This window comes from Pedobacter sp. MR22-3, assembly GCF_026240075.1.
Taxonomy (GTDB): Bacteria; Bacteroidota; Bacteroidia; order Sphingobacteriales; family Sphingobacteriaceae; genus Pedobacter.
On sequence record NZ_JAPIVF010000005.1, the window covers coordinates 186,187 to 213,158 of the forward strand.

Genomic DNA, 26,972 nt, shown 5'->3' on the forward strand with positions numbered 1-26,972 from the left:
TAAACCGATGAATATTATCGCTAAAATCAGTCAGTTAGATGCGCACCATAAACTTTACCTCTCCCTGGGTGTTGCTCTTGCCGTCCTTGGTATTTGCTATGTTATGGAACTGGAAGCATCTGTCAGATGGATGGTCACATGGATAAGCTATGCAACAACCAGCATAGCGCTTGCATGGACAACCATTAACTCCTCGCATCCCAGTCAGATAAAACACGATGCCCATGCGCAGGATTCAAGCAGGACGCTCATTTTTCTTTTCGCCATAGCCGCTGCATTCGCCAGTCTTTTTTCCATTATTATCCTTTTGCGTGAGAATTCGGAAAAGACCGATCAGGGCCTTTTTATGACTATCGTTATTCCGTTGCTCTGCGTGGTTAGCTCATGGTGGTTGGTTCATACCGTCTTTACTATGCGATATGCACATTTCTATTACTGTGACATCGAGCATGAGAAGAAAGGAAAAATAGAAAAGCCCGGAGGACTGATCTTTCCGGGAGAAGAAGATCCCGATTATATGGATTTTGTCTATTTCGCTTTCGTGGTTGGAATGACTTTTCAGGTATCTGACGTAGAAATCTCCTCCAAACGGATCCGAAGGCTTGCATGGATGCACGGTGTGCTTTCATTTGCCTTTAATACAGTAATAGTTGCCCTGACAATCAATGTGCTCTCGGGCATGATCCAAAAATAATTTAATATAAAACTAAAAACCGATGGACTGGACACCAGAAAATTTTCCACTTGAGATGAAGGACCTTGACCCAAGGGTAAGGGAAAAAGCGATCGAGATCGCCAACGAACTTAGAATTACCAAAGAGGTAAGCGAGCTCAATATTGTTGAGGTTGCCATCAACAGGGCCCAGCAATGGTTTATCAGCCTGGAGGGATAATGGCAGTGCAAAGATTATCCCCTGATCACACAAAATATAATCCAAACCGCGGAAAGGTATCCACAAGGCTCCTGACCGATCTTAAAACATTGAATAAAATGCAGACCAAAAGAAACAACAGGCCCAGGCCTGCTGCTGCCAGGGGTGGGGGAACAGCTCCAAAAAAGAAAAAGGCCAAGGGGCCAAAGAAATCGGTTTTCCTGATGGTATTTTATTGGATACTGGCGCTGCTGCTGGCACTCGCCATTTATTTTAAAGCCAAACATTTCTATAATTCACATTGGAACAAGGATACCAACGAAAAAAACAACGATTCTGTTATCAACACCCCCGGATCTAAAAAATAAACCATGAAGCAGATTTTTATGAAAAGCCGATATAGTGTACTATATTCCTTTATCTTTTTCTTCATCTGTGTCTCGACCATGCTGAGGATCAGTTTTACTGCGGTTTCGCTCGGAAAGGCGGGGATGGGATTTGGAGAAATCCTCACCGCCTTTGCTAAAGGATTCGTCTTCGATCTTGGGGTTACCACATATTTCAGTGTATTTTATGCCTTTTATCTGCTCATCCTTCCCCAAAAATGGAACCGGACTGGATTTAATAAGGTGTTTACCCATATCCTTCTTTTTCTGATGGTATTGATTTCGGTATTTTCTTTTTTCGCAGAATTTACTTTTTGGCGGGAATTTGAGAGCCGTTTTAACTTTATAGCAGTAGATTATCTGGTCTATACTTATGAGGTTGTACACAACATCAACGAGTCCTATCCGCTCCCGCTTTTGATTTCAGCTGTTGTAATCATCTCCTTTTTATGGAACTATCTTATGAAGGGGGCTTTCAGGAAGAGCTTCGAGTCTGCTACACCTTTTGCCCGTCGATCGGTAAATACAGCCCTGATCATTCTGACAGCAATATTCTATACGATAGAGATAGATAACTCCTGGGGGGATAAAAGCGGTAACCGTTATGCTGCAGAAATTTCCAAAGCAGGGATATATTCTTTCGTAGCGGCCTTCAAGGCGAATGAACTTAGCTACGATCAGTTTTATCCGATGCTCACAAATCAGCTTGCCTTCAATTTGGTAAGAAAAGAACTCTCCTCTCCCTCTAGCAGGTTTATTTTCAAAGGTCCTTCGGTACGTAGATCGGTTCTGGCCGGTAATGGCCAGACGGAACCCAATGTCATCATGGTGGTTATGGAGAGTTTCAGCGCTGATTATATGGGCACTTTTGGCAATACACAAAAACTGACACCTGTTCTGGATTCGCTGGCCAAAGAGAGCATCCTATTTGAGCGCATGTATGCAACAGGCACCCGTACCGTGCGAGGGATGGAGGCGCTTTCCCTCGCCGTTCCGCCAACACCGGGGAATAGTATTGTAAGGAGGAGCAATAATGCAAACCTGAGCACAATAGGCAGTATTTTTTCCAAACGTGGGTATTCCACAGGCTTTTTTTATGGCGGGGACGGTTACTTTGACAATATGAACCAGTTCTTCGGAAGCAATGGCTATGACATAACAGATAGGGGGAGGAAGCTTACAATGGGCGATGCCTATCTGGGAAAGCGGACCATCCTGAGCGATAGCGAAGTGAGCTTTGAAAATGCCTGGGGCGTTTCGGACGGGGATCTTTTCGCTGCGGTAATCCGTGATGCGGATAAAAGGCACTCGTTAAAGAAGCCTTTCTACGATTTTGTCATGACCACTTCCAACCATCGGCCCTTTACCTATCCCAAAGGAAAGATAGATATCCCACCAGGTACGGGAAGAGAGGGCGCAGTAAAATATACCGATTATGCCATTGGGGAATTTTTAAGACAGGTCCGGAAAAAGCCATGGTTCAGCAATACCGTGTTTATATTCGTTGCCGATCACTGCTCGGAAAGCGCGGGAAAGAACGAGATTGATATCTCCCGTTACCATATCCCGGCGATGATATACAACCTCAATGGACAGCCCCCTTCGATAATTCCCAGCCTTTGCTCACAGATAGATCTCTATCCAACCTTGTTCGGCCTGTTGAAATGGGACTTTGAGAGCAATAACTTCGGTATGGATGTTAGATCAGCCGGGTACCGTCCAAGGATCTTGCTAGGGACCTATCAAAAGCTCGGTTATCTCCGTAGCGACACCCTTGTGGTACTCAGTCCAAGGAAACCCCCGCAGAGCTATCTTTATGATTTCAAAACCAATACACAGACCTCCGCGAAATCTTCCTTAACACTTGGAAGGGAAGCCATTTCTTATTATCAGAGTGCCTATTATCTCTTTAGGACAGGCGGATTAAAAAAATAAGAATATTATGAATTATTATCAGTTATTATTGATCTGTGTGCTAGCGGGGTCTGTGATCCTGCTAACAGGTAAATACTTTTTTAAGCGCAGGCGCAGAAACATCTTCAGCATGCTTATTGGAGATGTTCAAGCTTATGTAAGCTATCTTTTTGAGGAGCACTGGCAGACTGACCTGGCATACCACGATCTGGATCATACCAGACTTGTGGTCAAAAGGACCCAGGAAATCGCTTCCAATTTTCGCCTGGATGACCTTCACGAATTCATACTTTTCTCTGCCGCATGGTTTCATGATACCGGGCAGCTGACTGGGCCTCCTGCCGGCCATGAGCATCGAAGCGTGCGACTGATGGAAGAGTTTCTTTCAGATAAAGGGATTGCACCGGATATCATTTCCGCCATTGGCCGCTGCATACTCTCCACCTCCATTCCGCATAGCCCTAAGAATATCCTTGAAGAAATTATCTGTGATGCGGATACCTATAACCTGGGCAATGAGGAATTTCTCATAACCGATGCAAAGGTTGCGCGCGAAATGCACAAAAGGGCAGGTGTGGACCTAAGCTATTGGGATAAAAAAACACTTGCATTTCTATCTGCACACCGTTTTTTTACGCCTTATTGCAAGTCTATGCTCTCGCAGGGAAAGCAAAATAATATCGATTTGGTGAGGGAACGCATAAAAAATAAATCAGACTAAAAAGAAGAAATGGATATGCACAATGAATGCAATATACTTCTTAGGCTCCTTATCGCATTTATCCTAGGAGGCATCATAGGGGGCTGATCTGGAAAGGTGTGGAAGAAAGGCTGAAATAAGTACTTATGCTGCGGTGTGGGTGCCGCCCTCTTTACCGCAATCGGTGAACATATGGGGAATACCTCCTCCTCATAATGGAATAGCCAACATTCTCGTTGGGACTGGTTTTCTCTGCGCTGGTATTATCTATAAAAACGAGCTGGCCCAATAGCTCGCAGGGATTGACCAATGCCGCCGCGATCTGGCGCACTGCGGGAATCGGCGTAGCCGCCAAGTTCAAATGTTTGTAATCGCCGTAGCCGCTGCCTGTGGAATTTATTTTCTGCTAAGCCACCACCAAAAAAAATGGTATGTAAAATGGAAAAACAAAATGAAAAATGATAACGATCCCCATCTAATGGATGGCTAAACAGCAAAAAAATGAAAATATTTAGCAACTTTTTATTAATGATAACTCTCCTGGTTCCCATATTATCCCTTGCCCAGGTTTCAGCCGATAGCCTAAAATCAGATACCGGTATGTCTGCAGAATACAAGAGTGAACACCGAAGTCAATTTAAGATCAGAATGTCCCCTTTTGCCGCGATTGCATCCTCAGCGGGTATTGCTTACGGATTTGTAAAACTTGGCAACCATGGGCTGAGTGATCTGGACATCGCTGCACGTCACGAATTTGCCCTTGAGCACCCTCACAGCAAGTTCCGTGTGGATGACTATCTCCAATTTGCCCCCGGAGCGCTGGTTCTGGGTCTTAGTGCTGCAGGTCTGAAGGGACGAAACCGGACAATTGACCAGGCGGGGATTTACCTGTTGAGCAATATCATTCTTACCGTATCCTGTCAATCCCTGAAAAGGATTACCAAAGTACCAAGGCCAGATGGCTCGAGCAATGCCTTTCCCTCCGGACATACCGCGGAAGCGTTTGCTTCCGCTGAGTTTCTAAGCCAGGAATACGGAGCCAGGTCTTTGGCCTATCCCATCTCGGGTTATGCTGCCGCAGTTGCAACAGCCTATTACCGCATGTACAATAACAAACATTGGCTGAGTGATGTTGTTGCAGGGGCAGGTATAGGGTTCCTTTCAACGCGTGCATCATATTGGTTATATCCGAAAATAAAGAAACTCTTGAGCGCAAACGAAAATGGACGTTCTGTTTTGCTGCCCAGCAATGGTCATAATGCTGTTGGGGCAGCAATGATCTGTTACTTTTAAGTTTGGTGATAAATGCTGTTTGCTGTGGCCTCTCAGATATACATCGGGAAATCCTCTTTGGATTCCATCTAAAATAAGTGACAGAATTAAAAATAGGTTGATATACCGAACTGGACTGCTCCTGTTCTGGCAGCCGGGTTTCCAAGGATATCCTTCTGCCACTGTTTTCGGTAGGAAAACCTCAGCACAGTCTGTTGCCTTGGCCTAAAACTGATGCCGGTCATTACGCTGAAAAGCTCATCACCAATATTCCCGCCAGTCTCCCTGAACTTTCCCACATTCCAGTCCACATATTCTACCCTGCAGGCTAAACTTACAACAGAATGCTGCCAGCCCAGGATCGTTCTTTTGATCACAGGTTGAACAATATCCATATATCCCCCCATCTGACGGCTCCCGAACTGCTGGGAATAGGTGTCGGAAACATCGACTTTGATCCATGCCCACTCCGCGGTGATGAAGGTCTTAAGTTTGGGAAGTGTGGTGTTAAAGTCTATAGCAAAAACATTTAGCCTACGTTTGTCATCAATCACGATCCCGTCAGACTGCCATTTATTGTAAACACCTCCCATATAGGATAGGCCGAGTTCGCCTATATTGTTCTTTCGTACTGCAACCTTTCCCGTTAGAAGCGGCTGCCCGCTTGCAATTTCTTCAAACCTTTCCGGATTCCTTTTTGAGGCAGCCAGGGAGGTCCTGTTTTCAGGGTTTGCAATAATGGAATCGTCAAAGCTGCTTGTGGCATATAACTCGTAGCCCAGCATCCAGTCACCACTATAGTTTTTGCCATAAATCCCGAATCCTGCACTGCTCAAGGTTGCAGGCAGCATCTGTGTCATGGCGATCGGACGGTCGGTGAATTCCCATTTAGGACCGTCATGGTTCTGGTTGAATGCACCAATGGGATTTAATATCATTCCACCCCTTAAATTAAGCAAGGGGTGCAGTTCCAGATCCAGCGCAGCAAATTCAACCGCTATTTCTTTTTCAGCAGGTTCAAATTCAATCTCGGAAAGAAACTTGATGCGCTTGGAAATGGTTGAGGCTACAAATAGCGTCATCCTTCGGAACTGAAACTGCTGTCCTTCAGAGACGCCGTCGGTACCCTGATACTGCCAGTTGGCTTCCATATACCCGCCCACCGACACCGGAAGTTTTCCCACGGCAATAAAAGGCCGTTCATAAACTGCATCCATGTTGAGTGAGTTTTTTGCGGTATCACTGGGTTTGGCCCTTAAAAGTTTCGGGTCGATCTGGGCAAAAGCCATCTGACCGATACCAATAGATATGATTAGCGTAAAGAGTTTTTTCATACGGCCTTCAGTGAAATTTTGATCCTGGTTTTTTCTATGGTGATGGGGAAGGTTCTTAAGTTTGCTTCTGCCGGACCATTGGTCATTCTGCCCTTATTGTCAAACTCGCTTCCGTGCGCCGGACATTGAAGCCTGTCGCCGAAAGCCTGGAGTTCGGTTCCCTGGTGGGTGCACTGCATCCACAGCGCAGAATAATTCAGTTCATCATGCCGGTAGATACAGATGGGATATCGGAGCAGGTCATTGCTGACTACAATGTATCTTTTGAACTGGACATTTTTTCCCTGTCTGAGCTCAAAGTCCTTCATTTCTACGACCAGGTTATCCCCTGCAATCTCGCCCGTCGCCGGCACCAGGCTGCTGCATCCACTGATCAATGTGGTGATCCCAAGGCCTCCAAGGCAGGCCATTCCACAGCCTTTTATAAAATCTTTTCTTTTCATTTCTATAGTGATTCTAAAAATCTCAGCATGGCATTTTTTTCTGCCCCTGAAAGCTGGTTGAACCTGTTGCGGCTTGCAGATGCCTCGCCGCCATGCAGGGTTACCGCCTCTTCAATGCTTTTTGCCCTTCCGTCATGCAGCAGATGATAAGATCCCCCCTGTGAATTCATCGAAAGTCCCAGTCCCCATAGGGGCGGGGTCCTCCATTCGAAGGTTTTTGCCGATCCTTCCGTATAACCATCGTCCAACCCAGGTCCCATATCGTGAAGCAACAGGTCGGTATAGGGATGAAATTCTTTGTTGGACAGAGCAGCCACCGGGGAAAAACCTGTTTTTAGGGTAGGCTTGTGACAGCCTGAACAATTGATCTTTTCGAACAGTTTTCTGCCAGTTTCCACTTCCGCATTCCCCGCATCACGCTGTATGGGCGCTTTTAGCGTCTGTAGATAAAACACCACATTATTCACTGTAAGTGTGGGGATTTCAGGATCAATCACCATCCGCGTATAGGCATCCACAGGATCAAAGCTTGAAGTGATCCCGATATCCTGGTTGTAGGCATTCACGGTCTGGTGGAGCAGGTTATATGCTGCCGCCTTTTTTCCAAAACGATGGATATATTTTCCCTTCAGTGCAATAGCATTGTTAAAGGCCTGAACATATGCGGGAAGTGCTGCGTAGTTTGGGACACCAGAAATGCCGTCGTTATCCAGATCCTGGGGGTCAGCCATAGCTAGTATATCTGCATCAGCTACCAGTTCGAGAAAGCCAAGGCCTGTATTGGCAGGCGGTGTAAATTTTGAAAAGGTGGCCCCTGCTGGGATTTGCTCGGGTTTGTACCCCGGAATAGCCCTGTTCTGCAGTTGTGGGCCTCCCTGGTCTAAAAATTTATTGCCTGTCTCATCGGTCTGCCCGAAACGTACCAGCGTAGTGAAAGGATGGCCTTTGCCGTCTCCAGCATGGCAGCTTCCGCAGCTGGTTGCAACAAAGCCTGGCCCAAGGCCATTCGCAGGACTAAATATCTCATTGTTAAAGGCTGCATCTCCCAAAGAGAAACGTCTGAGCTGTTCATAGCTGAGTCCTTCCACTGGGCCATCAAGAATTTCATCCTCTTTTGGTGAAGAAGGGATTATCTTCGCACAGGACACCATTATAGCAACCAGGCTCATAAGTGAAAGCAGGACAATGGGTGATTTTTTCTGCATGTTATCTGATTTTTTTGTAAATCTAATAATAAAAGTAGAAAAGACTAAAAATAAATTTAGATTTATCTAAAACATATTTTAGAGCTGCCGTTTTTTTTGTTTAGTTCTGTCACTGTCTCACACTTGAGTGTTTAGGCGATGATCATTCAACCGAACCGGATTAAAGAACAATATATCTTCGCAGTACTTTTACGCTTGGTGCAGAATGCTGCGAATCGTTTCGTTTTGAAAATTAGAAACCGATTTCCATCTGACCGTGTTGGGTGAAAGCGCTATACGAGAAAGGCATTTCTAAAAGATAAAATAGTATTTGTAATTGAAGGCGAAAACGAGGGCTTTTTATTTAATCTGGGACAAAGGTAACTGGTGCAAAACGGAAAAAAGTTCCAGTCATTGTCTTGTGAACAATTCACGATAGCCGCCATACAGTGGGGATTAGCATTTTTCAGAAAAATAGTAATTGAACTAAATGAAACTAGCGTTCACTAAAGGAAGATGTGCAATGAGTTTAGAAATAGACACGGGGACTGAACGGTGTCCATATCCCGATATCTAAATTAACGCTCTCAAGGCTAAGATAGCATTCCATTATATGGAATCAAAATCCTTATCACCAATATTATTTCACTTTTTAATTGGTTAAAGATTGGCATGTAACATCAATATTTTCTAGGCAGTTGGGGGGTATTGGAATAGCTATTTTTATCAGAAGTGGTAATAATTTATCTTGAGTTTAGTAAAAAGGTTAGACGCGAAGACCGCAGGCGATAATCGTATTTCCTAACTGCATAGAACACCCATAATTTTGACTAAAATATCCTGACAGAAGCTTTGTCCTAGCCAAAATATATTCGGTAATTAGCTTTCTTACCTGAATTTGTGAAAAATTTTCAAACTGAAACTTTCAAATAAGTTTTTTCCTGTTTTTATTTTGAGCTAACAAAGGCTTTCTTTTCAACTCTATAATTTTATTTTAGTATATGGAGAAAAGCTTTCCGAGGAAATATAATAGTATGAAAATAATGTTATGACTGCAAATAAAATAACTCTCGCCTATGCGGAAGATGAGCGCTGGTTTCGGGAACCAATGGTAGAAATGTTGGTCGAAAGTGGCTTTGATGTCGTTGGCGCTTTTAGTGATGGCAGAGATCTTCTTACTTTCTCAGAAAATTGCTCGACTTTGCCTGATTTGTTTTTAACGGACCTGCGAATGCCAAAAATGAATGGTCTTGAGTTGACAAAAGAAATTTTGAAGAAATGGCCCCAGGCGAAAGTAATTGTCCTAACTTCAGAGATTGAAAACTTTTACGTAGAGGAGGCAAAGAAGGCTGGCGCTGTATGCTTTTTACATAAAATAATCGACTATAAGAATATCAAATGCGCCCTGTTGGAGGTTCACCAAACAGGAGCGACGAGCGTCGGGAAACTGAATTTGTAATACCTTTCCCGGTTACCTTTAGGCAGAGGGTAAACACATTAATTACAGGAATAAACAATTATGTTGTCCTTGGATTGTAGGTTGAATTCAAATCATCAAAAGAATTGCACAAAATTTTCACTGAAAATTCCATCCTTTCCTAGAGTCGATCTAACTTCTATACTGATTTCAAAGACACGATTCACAGAGTAGAGGCTTATTATGAGAAATATGGCGAAGAAAATCTGTATCCATAGTTGCAACTACGACGTGGAGAAGCAAAATAATGGAGGCCATCTTACCAACTTGCACTGATCGCATTTTATTTGTCTTCAATACTTTTAAAAGTAATCAACAAGGATAAAATCATTGAAATATTTACAATAGAGGCTTCAATTCTATCAACCGCCTCTTTTCTTGTTTCTGTAGTTTATTATTTCTTACTTAAATGGGAAGTAAATGCCCAAAGAATCAAATTTGAGAACAATTATGCAGATGTTAAGAGACGCTACACAGATTTAATCGATGAGCAGGATATCAATAGGATTCTTAAAAATGACCATGAGCTTGAAAGCGATACGATTTATTAAATCTAAAGGCAAAAAAACTATCCAATTATGTGGTTTATCGTTTTAGTCCTTTTTTTTATATTGACTTGGCTTTATAGTTCATTTATAATCCTGAATTAATTTATATTATGCGCGGTTGATTTCAAGGAAATTTGCTTTTACCTATTCAGATATTATTCTATTGCCATTGGGATGTATTTAGTGTGTACATATCTGTGGCTTTGAAAATTTAATTGCATAAACCAGAGAGTATTGCCCCCGTTCGCTAGTGTTATTTGTTGTGTTAATTTTCTGTAAATCGGTAGATTATAAGACTGTCGTCTTTTAGTAAGATGGGGTAAATGTATACTGGTCTTCCCACCTATATATTGTTTCGCGAGACATGACAGCTCAAAGATGCTTTTTCTTGAGCTTAAGAATTTTAAATCACAGCATGCTATAGTGCTAAATGATTACCGCCTCTTAAAAGACTTTCTTTATCAGGATTTTGCTGACTAGATTACCTTAAAACTACACGCCTTCTTTTTTAATTTAAATTACTTGTCAATTTCTAAATACGGATTGTTGTTTGTAATTTCCCATTGTTTAGCAAATTCATTGTAAACGAATGAAATACCTTGGTGTTCTGCAACTTCTGAAAAATCTATATTTCCCCATCCTTCAAAGATGAAAGTCAAATCAGGGCTTAATAAGTACTTTCTATCCCGGATGGTCCTCGCTATTAGCAATGTCGTTTTTTTGTGTACGTTTCCGAACGTAAACGGACGGACAATTTTTACTCTCGTCCTGTTGCGGGAAGAGTATCGCTGAAGCATTTCAAGCCATTCAGCAGATTCACTACTAATAAAGGGTATATAGTTCTCTGCATTTAAAACGAGTTCCTTTTTGAAAGCGGAAATGGGTGCGTCGGCTAATGAGTTCGGAATGAAATCTCCTAGTTCATTGGCAGCTGACCTTGACCTTATACCGCATTGATAGATTTTTACCCTTGTTAAGCTGGGTAGACCTGCTTCGACAAGAATTGCCAGTTCCTCTACTATCTCTGCTAATGCATCTTCTTCTTTATTGTTCAGTTTTTTGGCAATTCCATTAAGGATCCAAGGCAGGGAGTAGGAGTAAATGTCTGAAATTACATTGCTTGCGTGGGCTATCCCTAACATCTCAGATGCTTTAATGCCCTTAAGCCAGTTCTCTCGAATCTCATCAATCTTAGGATAGTCAAGATATTGTGAATCTTCATTAAGTATTGGAATGCCCCGTATGATATATTCAATTTCTCTTAAAAGGCCTATTTTCTGATCTATGTCATCGAAAATTATTGAGTAAGCATCTACAACAAAAATGATATCATCGATTTTTTCTTCTAGTATAAGATCACTATTGAGTGGGATACCTGATGTGACAATGGAAGCCCATTTGTCACGGTCATAACCAACTTTTGCTGCAATTCCCTTAGTCCTTGATTTTACAAAATCGATGAGTTGCCCCGGACTTATACTCTTACTTTCTGAAGCTTGGATATAAGCTAAAGACTTGCTGAAAAAATCTTCTACCCACCCAAGATCTATATTTCCATCTGGGTTGTTCAGCAGAAGCAATGACAAAAGTGTATCATCAATCCAGTCTAAAATTTCATCAATGTTCATGGCCTGATCACCAATTTCCGAAACCTTGTTCTCGGTGATAAGCTCAAGTAATAATTCAAAAGAGATGCCGTTTTGTTGTGCAAAATTCTTTAAGGCTACTATCAATGCAAGGATGCCACTTTGTGCATGGTCGATCTTTTCCTTATCAAAATAGTTGTCCCGTACATATTTAAAAATGATTCCTCGATCTCTTGTAGATTTCCCATTCGTATCTATAGCAACCAATATTTTACCTTCATGGTCAATGAAAGCTCGACCAGCCCTTCCTGCAATATTCCAAAAATCCCTTGCCTTTAGCTCATTGCCTGCTTGGTGAAGTGTAGAAAAAATCACAGTTGAAACCCCAAGATTAACCCCCTGTCCCAATGTCGATGTGGATATAATGACCAAAGGCTTGTCTTCACGCATCAATCTTTCCAAGGGTAATCTTACGTCCCCTTGCAGTCCTCCGTGATGGCACAATATTCCCTTTCTTGCAAATTCAGTCCATTCATTGTTCTCACCGTACGTTTCTTCACAGGCCATTTCATACGCCCTCCATTCTGTTTGTTTTGCCCAGATGTGATCTTCCGATTTTGCTCCAAGCACTTTTAAATATGCCCGTGCCATTGTAAAAACGGAGCCTTTTATTCCAACAAAGATCAGTACGGGTCCAAAATTTCGCAACCTGTACGCGGTTGCAGCAACGGCCTCATTTTTATCCCCTGGAAAATATTTGACACGTTCTTCACCTCGATACTTGTATTTTTTTAATACTTCTGCCGTAACAAAACGAGGATTGAAGGAACTTCTTTCATGATCCTGGCTTTCCCAGTTGAGGCTGACGTTATTACTTCGCCATTCCATTATTCCTAACCGCTCTTCTGATGGCCGCCAGGTATTTCTAGCTACAGTTTCAGAACTCCCCGTTAACCATTTTGCAAGGTCTTCGGCATTAGGCAATACAGCTGACAGTACTAGAAAATTTCCATTGTTACGCTGGATATAATAACGGAGTTCCTCATAAAACATTTCATTCATTATAAGTCTCTTGTCTGCACCCAGTAAATGGCCTTCGTCCAGAATAGCGAGTGAGATTTTACTTACAACATCACTATTTGCTCTTAGGATAGCTTTTGCTTTCTCTGGTGTAGCTATGATAACATTAGCGTCTTCAACGCTCATTTCATCAAGTTTACTATATAGGCTGCCCCCGTACAAGTGTGAGATAATTATTTCCGAGTGTTCAAATACCTTTTCTAAGCTGCTCTCTACTTCAAAAGCTAGAGAACGGAAAGGTGCGATATATAAAATCTTTCCGTTAGGATTAGTTTTAATGGCATTTAAAATTGCAATCTCTGCTATCCTTGTCTTCCCACTACTGGTTGGAATGCTTACTACACAGCCCAGATCCTCACCTATGACTTTTTCTAACGACGCACGTTGTGAAATAAAAAGCTCATAATGACCTTTTGGTCTCATATACACCAAGGAGCGGACGTAACCTTTAACCTGCTCATCTTCCATATCAAAATATTTGGGCAGAACGTTCCAGACTGCTGCTTCACTGAAGCCTTGCGAAATGAGCAATAGTAGTCTAAAAACCCACCATATCCCCGCATCTTCCTCGAGTCCAGCTATTTCCTTTCCATCACTTAGCAATGATTTAGACCTTGCAAGTATATCCTGATCTCCGGAAAGATAAAACTTGACAAAGCCATCCAGTGCCTTGGCAATAATAAACTCATATATCTTTTGGCTTCCTTCTTGCTCACCCATTTCACTTATAAGGGCATCGGAGTAGTCTTCTGAAACTAAGATTGGATAGAGCTGTGCTGTCAGTTCCGAGAAGTTTCGAAGTAAAAACTGACGGATCAGAGAAGCTACTACCGTTGAGGCATCAAATTTTGAAATTAGGATAAAGGCTTTAGAGTATTCAAATCCTACATAGTAAGCCAAGGCTGCTATTAGTCCGTAATAATTACTGGTATTGGTTCTGTTAGCCGGGACGGCGTGTACAACTTCCAGTAATGACGCCCCTTTTTCCAACGGGGTTGAGGCAAGCGAGAATGCTTGATTTTCCGCGTAACTGCAACCTAAATTGAGATATTGGAGGGCAAGGAGGTTGAGATGTTTGTCTTGGATTGTGTAAGATGGAAAGTTGTTTTTCTCCTCCTGAGTATTTAACAATATGTAGCGGGCATTCGCCTGAGCAAAATAATTCTGTAAAGTGGCATCTTTGTTCAGCCGTTCCAGTTTTTGGGCAATTATTTCGTTTTTCATATATCATCGGGATTAGCTATCAAATCCTCGGCTTTGTCAAATGCTTCGCTGATTAAGCGCTGAGGTTGACCAATTCCTAACGACAGAATTATTGCCTGAGGGTTATCAGAATTAAAATGTCTTTCAATGTTTGCTGAGGCATTTTTATTGCTGAGAAGAAGTCCAATGTATTTCAGATTACCTTTTGCTTTCACTTCTTCCATGATAAACTGTTCAAGGAGTTCAGCAGTAGCTTCTGTGTTTTCATTTTCATACAGACGATCCACCATGAATGTGAAAGAAAGTGGTAATTTGTCACCGCCCAAGGAATCGCACAATTCTTTGATAACTTCTTTATCGGGAATGGTTCGGAACTTGGCCTCACCAAGAAAAACTTTGATTTCCTCTTTGCCGGCCTCATCGCTAATTACGTCGATGATAAGTGCATCATCTCCTTTCATCGATTGGTCAACATTGGGATTGTACCTAAATTTGAAATATTTCACGAGATCACGTCCCTCTTGGCAACTGGCTATGTATTCGATCAGTACGATTTCTGTAGCATTTCCTTTTCTTGTGCGGCCTGCAAGCGGTAATTGCCTGTGCTGGCTGGCATATTGTGGAAAGCCAACTTCTTTGTATTTTCTCCTAAGGCGTTCGATTTTTGCTGAACTGTAATGATGCTCTACAATTTTTTTCGCAAGCCAGTTTGTTAGTTCTGGATCATCAGACGTCAATTTACTAATTAATGACCTATGGCATCGATCTGTTTCTCGAGTAATGTCGTTGCTATCAACCCATTTTTCAAAAATATCAGGAGCAATAGGGTGTTCACCCAGGATTTCATTTTGAGAAAGCATATAAATTAATTTAGAATTGTTACTTTATTAGTGGTTAAAGTAGCGAATTTTATCGTTAAAATAGTAATCTTGGAGATTTCGCTATGATTGATCAACAGATTTCGGAATTTAAGGCAATGCTGTTTTGGTCTAGACTGACACCATTCTAATAAACTTCTAATATTGAGCCACTGATGCTCACAATTAGTATCTTTCCAAGCAATGATAATTAACTTTCGTTTCAGGAAATTGATATCATTAAAAAAAAATAGTTACTGATCTTCAAATTTTCTTTGTCTAAGTTTTAAGATGTTCTCAAGGTTAATACAATTTTTGTACGATAAAACTGTTTATATAAACAAATTGAATAAACCGAATAGATTGCCCCCCCATCCCACCAGAAATATATTTACTGTAAATTATTGCTTGTCTTTGTTTTAGTATTCTGACAAAAAGGGGTCAATTGAATTGGTTTTTCCAACCAGAGGGTGACATAAATATATATCAGAAATAAGCGTTTAGGTTATCCTTGATCGAAGATTGTTTCAAATCATCTGAAGGAATTTGCACATAATTTGAACTAAAAATTCCGGCTTTTCCCTACAAGTTGATACAAATGATAAGCTGCTTTTAGAACTTTCTCAACAATCTTTCTATCATTTCCTCTTCAATTTTAATGTCTGTTTGGCGAAAGTCCAGTGCTGTTAATGAAGCAAGACTGGGATTTACTAACCTGAGTTTTTTTACTGCATCTTTATCGATTTCATGTAGTGAAAGGTATAACTCAAATGCTTCGTTATACTTTTCTTTTCCTTTGATTGCAGATGTGGCAAATTCTTGGTCAGAAGTCTCTCGGTCAGTAATGATTTTGGAAAAGTATGTCGCCATACCTTCCTCTAAATAATTTACAGCTTTGTCGTTATCATCCTTTTCTGGCGACAACATGTGAACCACTTCATGAGATATTTGCAGTATCCCATCTTTAAAGTTTTTCTCTGCATTGGAAAGGTTTATTATTATCATGAATGCTTTTTTCGAGCGGTCGTATGGAACGGCAGCATAACAAAATTTTGGAGAAGAAACATTTCCAGGCATTACTCCAGCGAAGTTACATTCAGTTTTAGGTCCAAAAAGTTCCTCGGCTTCCATCAGATATTTAACCTGCAATTCACGAAGTTTTTCCAAAGTATCAGTTTGCTCCATTTGTAGGTGATTTAAGTTGATCAAATTCTACCACATACTTCCATATCTTTGAAATGCCCTCAGTAGTTTCCTTTGAATACCTCTCGCAGATAGGAAAAAGAATACTGCAGGGTAAATCCAAGCATTCTGTGACAAAGAATAAGGCTATGCCTAATGTTTGTGCTTTAGTCGACAACGGGCATAGATAGAGATTTGTGATTTCCTTTTCCCTATTGGTCTTTTTGACAAACTGACTGATAATATTCGCGGTGACAAATGGATCATTTGCCGGGGCGAAAATGGTATTGTCCTCGTCAATGAATACTTCTTCACCCTTCGATATTGTCTCTTCGGCTGCTTTATATGCTTTTAGAATATTTTCTTGATACATATCTGGTTGAAGAGAAGGGAAACCAAATAATTGAATTTTTTTTGTGTTGTCTTTATTTTTTGAAACATCCGTTATTCGTAGATGATCATAGCCTGCACCAATTATCATGAAGTCATTATTCACATCAGTCGAATGTGCACCTTGACATCCGTCAATTTGACGAACATGAGTATAATCAAGTGAAAAATCTGTATTCTCTTTTTTTTTATACTTTACTGGGTCGGAGTAAATAAAATCTATAGAATTCACCTTCATTTGGTGTAAAAGACGAACAAAAAATACCAAATGAGGTCTAATGAACCCTGTTATATCTATGCAAACTTTCCCAATAGTCTTTAGATCGATTGCCGCTTTTTCGATGTACGTTCTAATTAAAGTACTTTCACGAAGGTTTTTATCAAAAGTGAAAATCGACTCATGATCAGCCGTTTTTTTTGGCTCTTCACTTACCGCATAACAATATTCAGGAAATATTAGCCAATGTTTCTGCTTGGCGTTAATTTTTTCAAAAACCTCTTTAACACGCGCACTATCGTTGTAAGCTGAAATAAATAAGTCATAAGCAACATCATCTCCCAATTCAGTGGGATTGTTATATTTTTTCTTGTAGAAAATCGAGTAGTCAATTAGATTTGAGAGCATGATCTATGATTCAAAAAGCGTAGGATTGTTGGAGATTTTAAATGGCGCATTATAATTTGCCATTCGTGAGTTCTTTATTTTATTGTATTCCTGATCGGAAGTTTTGCCAAAGATAACACCGACCTCGTCTGTTGTCAGATGCAATATTCCTCGGCGATATATAGGTAACTCCCATAATGGTGCGAGAATTCCATTTATTTGGTATCCAACCCGTTGGACTGATGAGTTCTTTTCTCTTGCCGTTTTGATTCTAATCAAATATGAATATTGTTCCAGATATTCCAATGTTCTGTTAATGGTTTCGTCAATGTCAATTAGCTTAATACTGAACGACGAAAGTGAGCATTCAGACGGTGTGTCAGAAAATCTTATTTCTTGAAGATATTGACCGAGTCTCTTTATACTGCTTGACATAAGTTTACCGTCTTCGCCTGATGCTCTAGCGTCCTCAAGAAACCAGCTACTAGCATCAACAATTCCTTTTTGTTGAGCATTTTCGCTGATGTTGGCATTTTCAAATGGTTGTTCACCGTTGTAAATCGACCACCGGTAAATATGCTTTAACATAATTAACAAGTGTCGCGGAATTCCAGATGACATTTTAATTAACTTTTCAATCCCACTATATGATATCGGCTCTCTGGATTCGCGATGAAGCTGGTCGATCAGGTCATTCCTAAATTTATCTAAAACTTTATAATGAGGCGATGTCTTATCCCCAGCCACATAATTCTGGCACGATTTGGCGATATCTATTGATGCTTGCTCTAAATCATCCCCATCTTTCCAATGCCTATAGAATAAAAATACATTGGTCCTTTCCAAAAGTGGGTTTACATCAAGTTTTAAATTCTCTAGAATCTTATTAATAGCTTTCTGCGGGATTTTACGTGAAAAAAGCTTTTTTTCAAGACTAACTAGGTAGGATTTTCCGATACTCCTTTCTTTATTCTGCAGCTTTTTGAAAAAGCTTTCGAGGTTGAATTCCTCAAAAAAGGAATTTAGATCTGCGTTGTCGGCTATTTTGAATCCAGCCTGTTTTAATCGCGAAACGCAAATTTCTTTTGCAAAAGTTTCGTAACCCTCCCCAGTTCTCAATAAGTCATCAATGATATATTTTTCATATTCTGACCCAACTTTTAGTTCCTCATCTCCACTGTTTGTTTTTACCGTTTTTATCCCAAACCAGCGAGAGCCCACACGAAAAGAAACTGGTGTTTCTCTTTCTCTAATTAGAGTATTTACATATTGTTGTTGATGTTTCGTAAGATTCTCAAATTCATCAATTAGATATATGAATTGTACATCTTTGAGAAAAGGGATTTGTTTTTCTATTAGCCTAGGAAAGCCAAAAATTAATTTCCCGGGAGAGGTCATAATTCTTATGTCCGAGATTTTTTTTCCTGTTATAACAGAGTTGTTGACTTCAAAATCGACCTCTTTGTGAAGTTTTTGCAAATAACTGCTAAATTGCTCGAGTGATTCGAAATTTTGCTCAGTATCTGTATCGAAAAGATCATTTAGCATTAGACAAACATTCTTTTCGTAAGGCTTTACCTGCTCTGGATAAGCTTCTATAATTTCGATTATAATACTTGCTAGTAACTGAGCAAACCACAATTCTAAAAAATAGGCAAAAATGTTTTTCCAGGCTTCGGGTTTTTCATTATTGCCGCTGAATTTACTGGAGTTTAGGCCCCCGCATCTTAAAAAAATGCCAATGTATTTGTCTTTTTGAATATTCTCGAGAAGGTCTTTTCCATACCTGATTTTTTGAAGGTTAAAAGAAAAATATCTCATAATATGAGTTTTCCCACTTCCTTTGCCGCCGAGAATGACCATAGGCATAGGAGAAGAAGGTTTCAAAATATCGATAAACCCATTTCCATTTGGAATATCAACCCAATATTTATTGATTTCTTCATCTGAATAATCAACGGCTTTCGTGATGTTGAACGGATTTATGTTGCTCATGAATTGTAAATTTTGTTAAATCTTTTAAAAATTGGAAACCATGTCTCTTCTTTTTCATCGTACCAAATAATGGGTAATGTATTATTTGGGGTATTGTGATAAAAACCGATCAGAAGCTGGCAGTCGCCAAATCCTAATGTCGTGCCTTGTACCATTTTTTCAAGTTTTTCGCCTTCGAACCCTTCCTTCACCCATACAGAGCGAACCAATGGCTCGCAATATTCCATGCATATCTTCTTCATGAATTCTTTATCAATATGATCAGGACAATTCTGAAAATATCTACTATTGGAATCGAAACATTTAAAAGAATCGTCTAATTCGACCACGGCGTCTACGAAATCAAACTTGCTCTTTTTCACAACTCTCTCCTTTCCTTTCTTAGTTGCAAATAACATGAGACATGAAACCCTTATATTAGGGTTAATAGCTTTAATTTTGGTAACTATTTCATCAGAATAGGTGCAGGCCTGTCGACCCGAACCGCAGAAGTCATCGAATAAAACATAATGATCAACATCCATTTCTTTCAATGTGAGAGTTTCGCCACTTTCAAAATTAAAAATGCCTGAGGAATCGGGGAAGAGATCGACTGAAAGTCCGTTTTCTTGCCTAAACCAGTATAAAAGGTGGGCTCCACTTTCTGATGCATTTCCCAAACCTATAAAACGCGTTTTTTTTTGGGCAATTACGAATTGTTCATTTATAAAACTAATGTCTGTCGTGTTATCATTGCCTAATCGGATTTTCTCCACCGCAGGATATTTAAAGAGATCTCGATAAAGACTAATTAACAATTGCCTAATTTGAATATTACCAAAATACATGAAATTTGAGAGAAGAAACAGCGCGTGTGACTTTTCTTCTTGGGTTTTGAAATTATCAAGCCATTTGATAATTTTAGGTTTCTTAACCTTGGACTCCCAAGTTGTTTCATTGAGTATTTTAATCTTTTTATGAAGTTCCTCTTCAAATAATTGAGTCATAAAGATTCTTATTTTTTAAATACTAAAACCCATTCTCTGGTGATTACACTAGCGGTTTTATTTCTTTTAGTCATGAGGCCATATGATTTTATATCATCAATAAGCTGTAATTCCAGTTTCATGCCGAGTTTTTGCATGATAACTGTTAAATATTCTTTTGTTCTGAATTCCTGCCCACAAACCTTATTGTTTGCAACTATTAAAATAAAGTAGCCGTCTTTTTTTAAAACTTTTACCGCTTCTTTAAAAGCCGCTTGCATTTCTCGCAGATAGTTACCCGCGATATGAGCACGGAGAGGATTTGTTTCAAAGATTTTTTTTAGAAGCGCATCGGCTTCAGGAATATTTGTGTATTTTAAAACACAATAATCTTTCTTTTGATAGTTTTCTCTACCAATATTATAGGAATCCAAAGTCTTCAGACTATTCTCATCCTTTAGCAAGTTAAGCCATCCAAGATTTAGACTGGATGACCTAATATACTTTTGGGCCCCGGCGTAAGGAGGCGATGAGATGATCAAGCTAACACTTTCTTCAAAAACATGATTGGGCTCGCTGGTTGGACTTACGAGGTTCCTCGCGTCCGTGGAAACAATCCTTGCTGTGGTTTTTCCACTGATCATTGGGGCCAAATTCGCAACCCTATTTATGTTGTTGGATACAGATTCTTCGAATTTTTCGAAAACACTAATTTGTTCAAGACCAGCAAGTTTTTTTGTAGTTTCACTGTAGAACGGGTGACTGGTTAGATATCTATTCGGATTAAGCCTTACAGGTACTGAAACTCTTTGATCGGCTAAACTCAGTTTCTTTACGCAATTCGAAAAGCATACTAAGAAAAAGTCCCTAATGTTTTCATCAGCGATGTTTTCTATTATGACTAGAATTTTAGCCATATCAGCTTGAATCCTAGGAGTGAACCAAAAATTGATATTTCCGACTTTTGGTATTACCCCTTCACCTGAAAGTTTATAGCCCTTCTTTATTAAGTCAAGAAAATTTTTCAAAATTTCAGGGTCATACCTTCTTACTTTTACCGATGAAATTAGTCTTGCAAGCGGATTTGCATCAGCGCCAATTACGTTTCTTCCTGCCAGAATTCCTTCTAACATGACAGTTCCAGAGCCCGAAAATGGGTCAAGAATCGTGTCACCCTCTTTTGAAAAAATATTATTATTTAAAAAAAAGTAAGGGATGTGCATCAAAAGCTTTGCGGGATAGGTATGAATGAGGTGAGTTGCTCTATCGATTTTTGTCAGCTCTGGTACCAACTCCCGAAATGACACTTCAATAGGTTCTCCATTTTTCTTGTATTGACTAAGAAAAGTTAAAATCTGTTGATCAAAGCTTTTTTTGATTGTAATGGTTTCAAGAGTTTCGATCATAGTTTGCTTACGAGATCCGCAGGAGAGTAGTTAATTGATTTCAGAGTTTTATGATCATTGTCTCGGAACACCAAAAACATACCATCTTTTTCCACGAAATGTGCGGGAGTGTTCTCTTTTTCTGCATAGTGATTTACGGTTGCGATAGCCTCAGCCTCTGTTTTGCAAGCTTTGCTCATGTTGGAACGATGAACTTCATCAAATAACACCTTAAATTTTTCACCCAAACCAAATTCATGAATCGCTCCAGCTAGGACATATTGGATATCACAAAGTGCGTCAGCAATCTCTTTTATATTTTTATCTGCGATTGCTTGCTTTAGTTCATCTAATTCTTCAGATATTAGTGAAACTCTCAGTGAACATCTATTAGCTGAGGGGATAGTTGGCGCTTCTAAAATTGGGTGCTGAAACGTTCTATGAAATTCAGCAACTTGATTTAACGCATTTGTTTCGTTCATATGAGCTTCTTTTAGTTGGCATTAAATGTACATGAATTTAAGCTTTACACAAAATTAATTAAATAGGAAGCATATTAAATATTCTTTTAAAAAATCATTTGAGTATTTGGATAATACAAAGTGGGATGCCCCGCCTCACTAGATATATATTTGTTGCAAATTATTGCTTTACTATACACAATTAAATTGGCGGATACGGATCAAATTTATCAGTTTTTCTACACAGGTATTAAAATAAAAAGCACTCGTGTAATAATGGATGAGGGCTTTTTTGTTAACATAAGGTATATATCATTTTCATTTCTTCTCTGAATAAATTTGGTTCACAGCGTTTGTAAATCTCATACTATAGTTTCATTATTTAAAATTCCTGCCTTCGTGAAATGCTATTTTCGTCGCATCTTGGCGAACCTGTATACGTTTATTCTGTGATGGATACGGCTCTACTTTCTCATCACAGCGAGCTAAGGTCAACACGGGCAGCTCATCAGCTTCACGTTGTACCAGCTTGCCCAGCATCTTTGTGAAATCAAGACATTTACTCACAATTACGTGTACAACTTGTCCCTCTCGTTGCAACCGTCCTTCTACCATCAATAATCTTGCATGCAAAATTTCCTTGCGGTATGTTTCGAACAGCTTTTCAAAAACAACTAAATTACAATACCCGCTTTCGTCTTCAATAGTAATAAAGCAAACCCCACCAGCTGTTCCGGGACGCTGACGAACCAATACCAATCCGGCTACTTTCACAAGCTGACCATCTGTCGAGTCATTGTTAATGTGATGGCAAGTTCTGATGTTGAGCATATCTATTTGTGGTCGCACAAAACTCACCGGATGCGCCTTTAGCGAAAGTCCAGTAGTTGCGTAATCCTGAACGACATGCTCTCCCTTACCCATTAATGGAAGTTCAACCTGTGTTTCCAATACGCTTTCAGACGGTTGCCCTTTGAATAATTCTTCCGGCATATCTTTTAGGGCAGAGACTTCCCAAAGTGCTTTTCGCCTGTCCATTCCCATTGAACGAAATGCATCTGCATCGGCGAGTCGTTCCAAGGTGGCAATCGATATTCCTAAATCCCTGATTGCAGTAATACTTTGATAACCACTTCCACGGCCATTGACCAAAGTATCGATGTCATCTCCTCTAATGCCATTGATCTGCCTGAACCCTAACCGAAGCGCAAAATACTTCCCCGATTTATCTTCGAGTTTGTTGTCCCAAAAGGAATGGTTGACGTCAACTTCGCGAACCTGAACCATATGCTTCTGAGCATCAATAACGATTTGTGCCGGTTGATAAAAGCCCATTGGCATGCTGTTAAGCAAAGCTGCTGTGAATACATCAGGATAATAATGTTTAAGCCAACAGGATACATAAACGAGGAGGGCAAAACTGGCAGCATGGCTCTCGGGAAATCCATAACTCCCGAATCCTTCCAATTGTCTGAATATTCTTTTTGCAAATTCCTCTGTATAACCCTTGTTCATCATCCCGTCGATGAGTTTTTGCTCATACTGGTTCACCATTCCCTTAAACTTAAATGTTGCCATGCTGCGACGAAGGCCGTCGGCTTCAGCAGGAGTAAAGCCCGCTGCTACTATAGCAATTTTCATCGCCTGTTCCTGAAACAGCGGAACACCTAACGTGCGGCCAAGAATTTTTTCCAGTTCCGGCGAAGGGTAAACTACAGGTTCTTCGCCGCTGCGTCTGCGTAAATAAGGATGGACCATGTCTCCCTGGATAGGTCCCGGGCGAACGATAGCGACCTCTATCACCAGATCATAAAATTCTCTTGGCTTAAGCCTAGGGAGCATGGACATCTGTGCCCGGCTTTCGATCTGGAATACGCCTAGGGTGTCGGCCAGGCAGATCATGTCGTAGACTTCCGGATCATCCTGGGGTATGTTTGCCAGGGTATACTGCACCCCATAATGATCTCTGCATAGATCAAAAGCCTTTCGGATACAGGTCAGCATCCCGAGAGCAAGCACATCGACTTTTAAAAAACCGAGCGCGTCAATATCATCCTTGTTCCATTCGATATTTGTCCTGTCCGCCATCCTTGCATTCAGGATAGGGCACAGGTCTGTAAGTTTTCCCTGCGTAACTACGAATCCTCCGGTGTGCTGCCCAAGCTGGCGGGGAAAGCCCATCATCTGAGCGGTAAGCTCGAGCGTCTTCTTTAAATGCGGGTCATCGGGGTTTAGTCCCTGCTCGGTCACCCGTTTTCCCTCGAACCATTCATCGGTAAATTCCCAGATCGAAGTTGACAGGCGATTGATTGTATCCATAGATAGCCCCATTGCCTTGCCCACATCCCGGATGGCTCCTTTCTGGTGTTGCTGTGTGACGGTTGCAACGATTGCCGCACGGTCGCGTCCATACTTGGTATAGATATACTGGATGATTTCTTCCCTGCGCTCATGCTCGAAGTCGACATCAATATCAGGAGGCTCGTTTCTGGCCGGTGAGATGAAACGCTCAAACAGCAGATCAAACTTCATCGGATTAACAGAGGTAATACCAAGCACGAAGCAAATTGCAGAGTTGGCCGCCGAGCCCCGACCCTGGCAGAGAATGCCGCGGGATCTAGCCTCACGGACAATATCTTCAACAAAAAGGAAGTAATTGGCATAATCCATCTGCCTGACAAAAGCCATCTCATGATGGATCATGTTGACAACCTTTTCCGGAATCTCCTCGCCATAAAATTCATGAGCGCCTTTCCAGGTCAAAAATTCGAGCTCCTCCATTGGGCTTCGACCGCTTGGATTGATCTCCTCGGGGTAGACATATTTGAGCTCATCAAGAGAAAAATTACAGGCTTCGGAAATAACCATCGTGTTGTGGATTGCGCTTGGATATTTTCTGAAAAGTCTGTCCATCTCTGCCACCTCTTTCATATACCGCTCTGCATTTTGATGCAATCGGAATCCTGCTTCCTGAATTGTGCATTTCTCCCTTACACAGGTCAGTACATCCTGAAGTTCTCTTCGTGAAGGATCGTGATAATGGATGTCGCCAGTGGCAACTACCGGTATTTCGTAAAATTTGGAAAGCTGTGAAGTTCTAAATATCAGCTTATCATCGTTTCCCAGATAAGATCTTGTCGCCGCAAGGTAAAGCTGACCACCTAAAGCTTCGCGATATTCTGCAACTGAGGCGATAAAGCTAGCCTCATATTCAAAGCGACGGTTCAAAGCGCCCGGCATTACAAGGGCAAAGATGGTCCCTTTGCTGTGGGTGTAAACATCCGCACGTGAGATATGGCAGCTGCCCTTTTCTGCTCTCATATTGCCCAATGTCAATAGTGCGGACAACCTGCCATAAGCTTCCCTATCCGTCGGATAGGCGAGCAGACTCGGTCCATCCAGCAGATCCAGCCTGCAGGCGGGAATTAGTTTTATGTTTTTCTCACGGCAGGCAGCATGCGCACGTACAATTCCGGCAAGTGTATTCCTGTCGGTTATGGCTATTTTTTTATAACCGAAGATTTCGGCCTGTTCAACCAGTTCGTGCGCATGCGAAGCGCCACGCAAAAAGCTGAAGTTTGAGGTAATCTGTAATTCACTGTAAGCCATAACCCATCTCCTTTAAGCAAAAAATCCATGAATAAACCACTTGTATTGTTGTTCCCCACCATAGTGTCCGGAACGGAAAAGCCAGTAGCGGCATCCTTCTTCATCTTCCACCTGATAATAATCCCTATGCTCTCCCTTATCCATCCACCATTCGCGCTCAATCCGCTCGGGACCGTCTGCCTTTGAAACCAGGTGGCGAACGCCTTTATAAATAAAAAACTTTGGCGGATGATCCGGAATAAGCGCCATTACCTCAATAGGGGCGGGAACCTTAAGCATTTCGGTCGGCCGGGGCTTATCCGTTCGCCATGGAGTTGAGGCCTTTTCTGTTACCGAAGCTGCCTTTGATATTGCACGTTCCGGCCAGTATCTGGTTGCAGGCAAAAAACGATGGATTGCTTGCGCACCAACCTTTCCGGCAACACGGTCTAAAAACCTGATGACACTGCTATCATTCAGGCCGGGCTTGGATGACCACATTTCTTCCTGGGGCACCTCGACATCCTCCACCTTTGGCGCATCAAGAACAAATAGTTCAATTCCCAGGGCTGGTCGGATCTGATCGATCTTTAACTGAAAAAGTTTGAATAGATGGCTTACGCTATGCGAAGCGCCACTGGTTCCGATGGAAACCTGCACAATTTTTCCATCGATACGGTATCCTGTCAATATTCCTGTTCGCAATCCCTTACCTTCAGATTGCATCCTGTTACACAGATTTTCAAGCATCTTTTGAATCGCTATCTCAATTGAAGTTTTGGTTTTGATCGGTTCCATGCAGGCTAGCCTTTCGCTAAATGCTACGGGAACCTTTAATGGAATAAGCGCTTCTGCTTCAGTTCCAATAGCCTGAGCCAGCCGCAATAAAAAATCTTCACCAAATCGCCTGCGGAGTACCGATCTGGGCATCCCTATAAAGCTTTTTATCTGATAGAACCCCAATTTGCGAAGTTTCGCAAGAATTGTATCTTCCAGTCTTAACGCCTCAGGAGACAGACTGAGCAGAGCATCTACATGTTCGCCGGAAGGAATCAATGGCGTAACTTTACCAAACCGGGACACCGCCCATGCAGCGCCCGGTGTATCGGCAATCGCTAAGCGTACGGTATATCCCTTACTTTTAAGCCTGTTTACAATTTCTTTCAGGTATTCTCGCTCTCCACCCCAAAGATGCGGACAGCCTGAAGCGTCAAGTAACAGTCCGTCCATTCCGAATCCGTCAATGGATACAGAGGGCGAATAGCGCACACACCATTCGCCTAGTCCCCTTAGCAGGTTTTTCGGGCGGCCTGGTTTATCGTCCAGAACCTCGAGCCCGGGACATATGGCTTTCGCATCCGCTGCACGCATGCCGACCTCAACTCCGAAGCTAAATGCCAATGGATTTACTGCGGTTATCATCATCCGCCCATGGTCGGGCGCAGCGAAAACATAAGGCACCTCGGCTAGTTCAGGGCGGCGGATAAGCTGCCAGTCAGCCAGTAATTGGCGGAACCATATCGAAACAAAACGCCTTTGCATAATA

General features: G+C 41.3%; 21 protein-coding genes. 7 read left to right on the forward strand and 14 right to left on the reverse strand.

Going from position 1 to position 26,972, the window contains the following annotated elements; all coding sequences use genetic code 11:
* Positions 1-7 precede the first annotated feature (7 nt).
* From OQ267_RS13310 to OQ267_RS13330, 5 genes are read left to right on the forward strand one after another with little or no spacing between them, the layout of a single operon-like run.
* A complete protein-coding gene (locus OQ267_RS13310) occupies positions 8-694 on the forward strand; it encodes a DUF1345 domain-containing protein (RefSeq protein ID WP_265836296.1) in 687 nt (228 codons plus the stop codon).
* Between the two features lie 22 nt (positions 695-716).
* Positions 717-893 (forward strand): hypothetical protein, encoded by a 177-nt coding sequence (locus tag OQ267_RS13315; protein ID WP_167398035.1) that lies wholly within the window; start codon positions 717-719, stop codon positions 891-893.
* Positions 893-1,240 (forward strand): hypothetical protein, encoded by a 348-nt coding sequence (locus OQ267_RS13320; protein ID WP_265836297.1) that lies wholly within the window; start codon positions 893-895, stop codon positions 1,238-1,240. Before OQ267_RS13315 ends, OQ267_RS13320 begins: the two co-directional genes overlap by 1 nt.
* 3 nt (positions 1,241-1,243) lie before the next feature.
* Positions 1,244-3,193 (forward strand): LTA synthase family protein, encoded by a 1,950-nt coding sequence (locus OQ267_RS13325; RefSeq protein ID WP_265836298.1) that lies wholly within the window; start codon positions 1,244-1,246, stop codon positions 3,191-3,193.
* Positions 3,194-3,200: 7 nt separating this feature from the next.
* Positions 3,201-3,893 carry a metal-dependent phosphohydrolase gene (locus tag OQ267_RS13330; protein ID WP_265836299.1) on the forward strand — a complete coding sequence of 231 codons (693 nt, stop codon included), beginning with the start codon at positions 3,201-3,203 and terminating at the stop codon, positions 3,891-3,893.
* A 242-nt stretch (positions 3,894-4,135) separates the two neighbouring features.
* Here OQ267_RS13330 and OQ267_RS13335 read toward each other — a convergent pair whose 3' ends face one another.
* Positions 4,136-4,390, reverse strand: coding sequence for a hypothetical protein (locus OQ267_RS13335; protein WP_265836300.1), 255 nt, complete (start codon positions 4,388-4,390; stop codon positions 4,136-4,138).
* A gap of 10 nt (positions 4,391-4,400) precedes the next feature.
* On the opposite strand from OQ267_RS13335, the gene OQ267_RS13340 reads away from it, so the two are divergent.
* Positions 4,401-5,165, forward strand: coding sequence for a phosphatase PAP2 family protein (locus OQ267_RS13340; protein ID WP_265836301.1), 765 nt, complete (start codon positions 4,401-4,403; stop codon positions 5,163-5,165).
* A gap of 86 nt (positions 5,166-5,251) precedes the next feature.
* On the opposite strand, the gene OQ267_RS13345 is transcribed toward OQ267_RS13340, so the two are convergent.
* The 3 genes from OQ267_RS13345 to OQ267_RS13355 are packed head-to-tail and all read right to left on the reverse strand — an operon-like array spanning position 5,252 to position 8,072.
* Positions 5,252-6,478, reverse strand: a complete 1,227-nt coding sequence (locus tag OQ267_RS13345) for a hypothetical protein (protein WP_265836302.1) — start codon at positions 6,476-6,478, stop codon at positions 5,252-5,254.
* Positions 6,475-6,921 carry a ubiquinol-cytochrome c reductase iron-sulfur subunit gene (locus OQ267_RS13350; RefSeq protein WP_090985871.1) on the reverse strand — a complete coding sequence of 149 codons (447 nt, stop codon included), beginning with the start codon at positions 6,919-6,921 and terminating at the stop codon, positions 6,475-6,477. The genes OQ267_RS13345 and OQ267_RS13350 overlap by 4 nt, the downstream gene beginning before the upstream one ends.
* Positions 6,922-6,923: 2 nt before the next feature.
* Entirely contained in the window at positions 6,924-8,072 is a 1,149-nt protein-coding gene (locus OQ267_RS13355) for a di-heme oxidoredictase family protein (RefSeq protein WP_265836303.1), read from the reverse strand.
* A 1,081-nt stretch (positions 8,073-9,153) separates the two neighbouring features.
* Here OQ267_RS13355 and OQ267_RS13360 point away from each other — a divergent pair.
* A complete protein-coding gene (locus OQ267_RS13360; RefSeq protein WP_265836304.1) occupies positions 9,154-9,564 on the forward strand; it encodes a response regulator in 411 nt (136 codons plus the stop codon).
* A 1,084-nt stretch (positions 9,565-10,648) separates the two neighbouring features.
* Here OQ267_RS13360 and OQ267_RS13365 read toward each other — a convergent pair.
* From OQ267_RS13365 to OQ267_RS13410, 10 genes are all read right to left on the reverse strand, one after another.
* A complete protein-coding gene (locus OQ267_RS13365) occupies positions 10,649-14,020 on the reverse strand; it encodes a DEAD/DEAH box helicase (RefSeq protein ID WP_265836305.1) in 3,372 nt (1,123 codons plus the stop codon).
* Positions 14,017-14,859, reverse strand: coding sequence for a Hachiman antiphage defense system protein HamA (locus OQ267_RS13370; RefSeq protein ID WP_265836306.1), 843 nt, complete (start codon positions 14,857-14,859; stop codon positions 14,017-14,019). Before OQ267_RS13370 ends, OQ267_RS13365 begins: the two co-directional genes overlap by 4 nt.
* 609 nt (positions 14,860-15,468) lie before the next feature.
* The gene (locus OQ267_RS13375) at positions 15,469-16,041 is read right to left on the reverse strand and encodes a hypothetical protein (protein ID WP_265836307.1); all 573 of its coding nucleotides are present in this window, start codon (positions 16,039-16,041) and stop codon (positions 15,469-15,471) included.
* Positions 16,028-17,053 carry a hypothetical protein gene (locus OQ267_RS13380; protein WP_265836308.1) on the reverse strand — a complete coding sequence of 342 codons (1,026 nt, stop codon included), beginning with the start codon at positions 17,051-17,053 and terminating at the stop codon, positions 16,028-16,030. Before OQ267_RS13380 ends, OQ267_RS13375 begins: the two co-directional genes overlap by 14 nt.
* Positions 17,054-17,056: 3 nt before the next feature.
* Positions 17,057-19,027 (reverse strand): hypothetical protein, encoded by a 1,971-nt coding sequence (locus tag OQ267_RS13385; RefSeq protein WP_265836309.1) that lies wholly within the window; start codon positions 19,025-19,027, stop codon positions 17,057-17,059.
* Positions 19,024-20,013, reverse strand: coding sequence for a hypothetical protein (locus OQ267_RS13390; RefSeq protein WP_265836310.1), 990 nt, complete (start codon positions 20,011-20,013; stop codon positions 19,024-19,026). The genes OQ267_RS13385 and OQ267_RS13390 overlap by 4 nt, the downstream gene beginning before the upstream one ends.
* An 8-nt stretch (positions 20,014-20,021) precedes the next feature.
* Positions 20,022-21,398 (reverse strand): DNA methyltransferase, encoded by a 1,377-nt coding sequence (locus tag OQ267_RS13395; RefSeq protein WP_265836311.1) that lies wholly within the window; start codon positions 21,396-21,398, stop codon positions 20,022-20,024.
* Positions 21,395-21,859 (reverse strand): nucleoside triphosphate pyrophosphohydrolase family protein, encoded by a 465-nt coding sequence (locus OQ267_RS13400; protein ID WP_265836312.1) that lies wholly within the window; start codon positions 21,857-21,859, stop codon positions 21,395-21,397. Before OQ267_RS13400 ends, OQ267_RS13395 begins: the two co-directional genes overlap by 4 nt.
* A 357-nt stretch (positions 21,860-22,216) precedes the next feature.
* Positions 22,217-25,447, reverse strand: coding sequence for an error-prone DNA polymerase (locus OQ267_RS13405; protein WP_265836313.1), 3,231 nt, complete (start codon positions 25,445-25,447; stop codon positions 22,217-22,219).
* 12 nt (positions 25,448-25,459) lie between these two features.
* Positions 25,460-26,968, reverse strand: coding sequence for a Y-family DNA polymerase (locus OQ267_RS13410; protein WP_265836314.1), 1,509 nt, complete (start codon positions 26,966-26,968; stop codon positions 25,460-25,462).
* Positions 26,969-26,972: the final 4 nt, after the last annotated feature.

What these genes read in the sequence shown, in the direction of transcription:
- OQ267_RS13310 (WP_265836296.1), top strand. Translation starts at nt 8, where the DNA reads ATGAATATTATCGCTAAAATCAGTCAGTTAGATGCGCACCATAAACTT.
- OQ267_RS13315 (WP_167398035.1), top strand. Translation starts at nt 717, where the DNA reads ATGGACTGGACACCAGAAAATTTTCCACTTGAGATGAAGGACCTTGAC.
- OQ267_RS13320 (WP_265836297.1), top strand. Translation starts at nt 893, where the DNA reads ATGGCAGTGCAAAGATTATCCCCTGATCACACAAAATATAATCCAAAC.
- OQ267_RS13325 (WP_265836298.1), top strand. Translation starts at nt 1,244, where the DNA reads ATGAAGCAGATTTTTATGAAAAGCCGATATAGTGTACTATATTCCTTT.
- OQ267_RS13330 (WP_265836299.1), top strand. Translation starts at nt 3,201, where the DNA reads ATGAATTATTATCAGTTATTATTGATCTGTGTGCTAGCGGGGTCTGTG.
- OQ267_RS13340 (WP_265836301.1), top strand. Translation starts at nt 4,401, where the DNA reads ATGATAACTCTCCTGGTTCCCATATTATCCCTTGCCCAGGTTTCAGCC.
- OQ267_RS13345 (WP_265836302.1), bottom strand. Translation starts at nt 6,478, where the DNA reads ATGAAAAAACTCTTTACGCTAATCATATCTATTGGTATCGGTCAGATG.
- OQ267_RS13350 (WP_090985871.1), bottom strand. Translation starts at nt 6,921, where the DNA reads ATGAAAAGAAAAGATTTTATAAAAGGCTGTGGAATGGCCTGCCTTGGA.
- OQ267_RS13355 (WP_265836303.1), bottom strand. Translation starts at nt 8,072, where the DNA reads ATGGTGTCCTGTGCGAAGATAATCCCTTCTTCACCAAAAGAGGATGAA.
- OQ267_RS13360 (WP_265836304.1), top strand. Translation starts at nt 9,154, where the DNA reads ATGACTGCAAATAAAATAACTCTCGCCTATGCGGAAGATGAGCGCTGG.
- OQ267_RS13365 (WP_265836305.1), bottom strand. Translation starts at nt 14,020, where the DNA reads ATGAAAAACGAAATAATTGCCCAAAAACTGGAACGGCTGAACAAAGAT.
- OQ267_RS13370 (WP_265836306.1), bottom strand. Translation starts at nt 14,859, where the DNA reads ATGCTTTCTCAAAATGAAATCCTGGGTGAACACCCTATTGCTCCTGAT.
- OQ267_RS13375 (WP_265836307.1), bottom strand. Translation starts at nt 16,041, where the DNA reads ATGGAGCAAACTGATACTTTGGAAAAACTTCGTGAATTGCAGGTTAAA.
- OQ267_RS13380 (WP_265836308.1), bottom strand. Translation starts at nt 17,053, where the DNA reads ATGCTCTCAAATCTAATTGACTACTCGATTTTCTACAAGAAAAAATAT.
- OQ267_RS13385 (WP_265836309.1), bottom strand. Translation starts at nt 19,027, where the DNA reads ATGAGCAACATAAATCCGTTCAACATCACGAAAGCCGTTGATTATTCA.
- OQ267_RS13390 (WP_265836310.1), bottom strand. Translation starts at nt 20,013, where the DNA reads ATGACTCAATTATTTGAAGAGGAACTTCATAAAAAGATTAAAATACTC.
- OQ267_RS13395 (WP_265836311.1), bottom strand. Translation starts at nt 21,398, where the DNA reads ATGATCGAAACTCTTGAAACCATTACAATCAAAAAAAGCTTTGATCAA.
- OQ267_RS13400 (WP_265836312.1), bottom strand. Translation starts at nt 21,859, where the DNA reads ATGAACGAAACAAATGCGTTAAATCAAGTTGCTGAATTTCATAGAACG.
- OQ267_RS13405 (WP_265836313.1), bottom strand. Translation starts at nt 25,447, where the DNA reads ATGGCTTACAGTGAATTACAGATTACCTCAAACTTCAGCTTTTTGCGT.
- OQ267_RS13410 (WP_265836314.1), bottom strand. Translation starts at nt 26,968, where the DNA reads ATGCAAAGGCGTTTTGTTTCGATATGGTTCCGCCAATTACTGGCTGAC.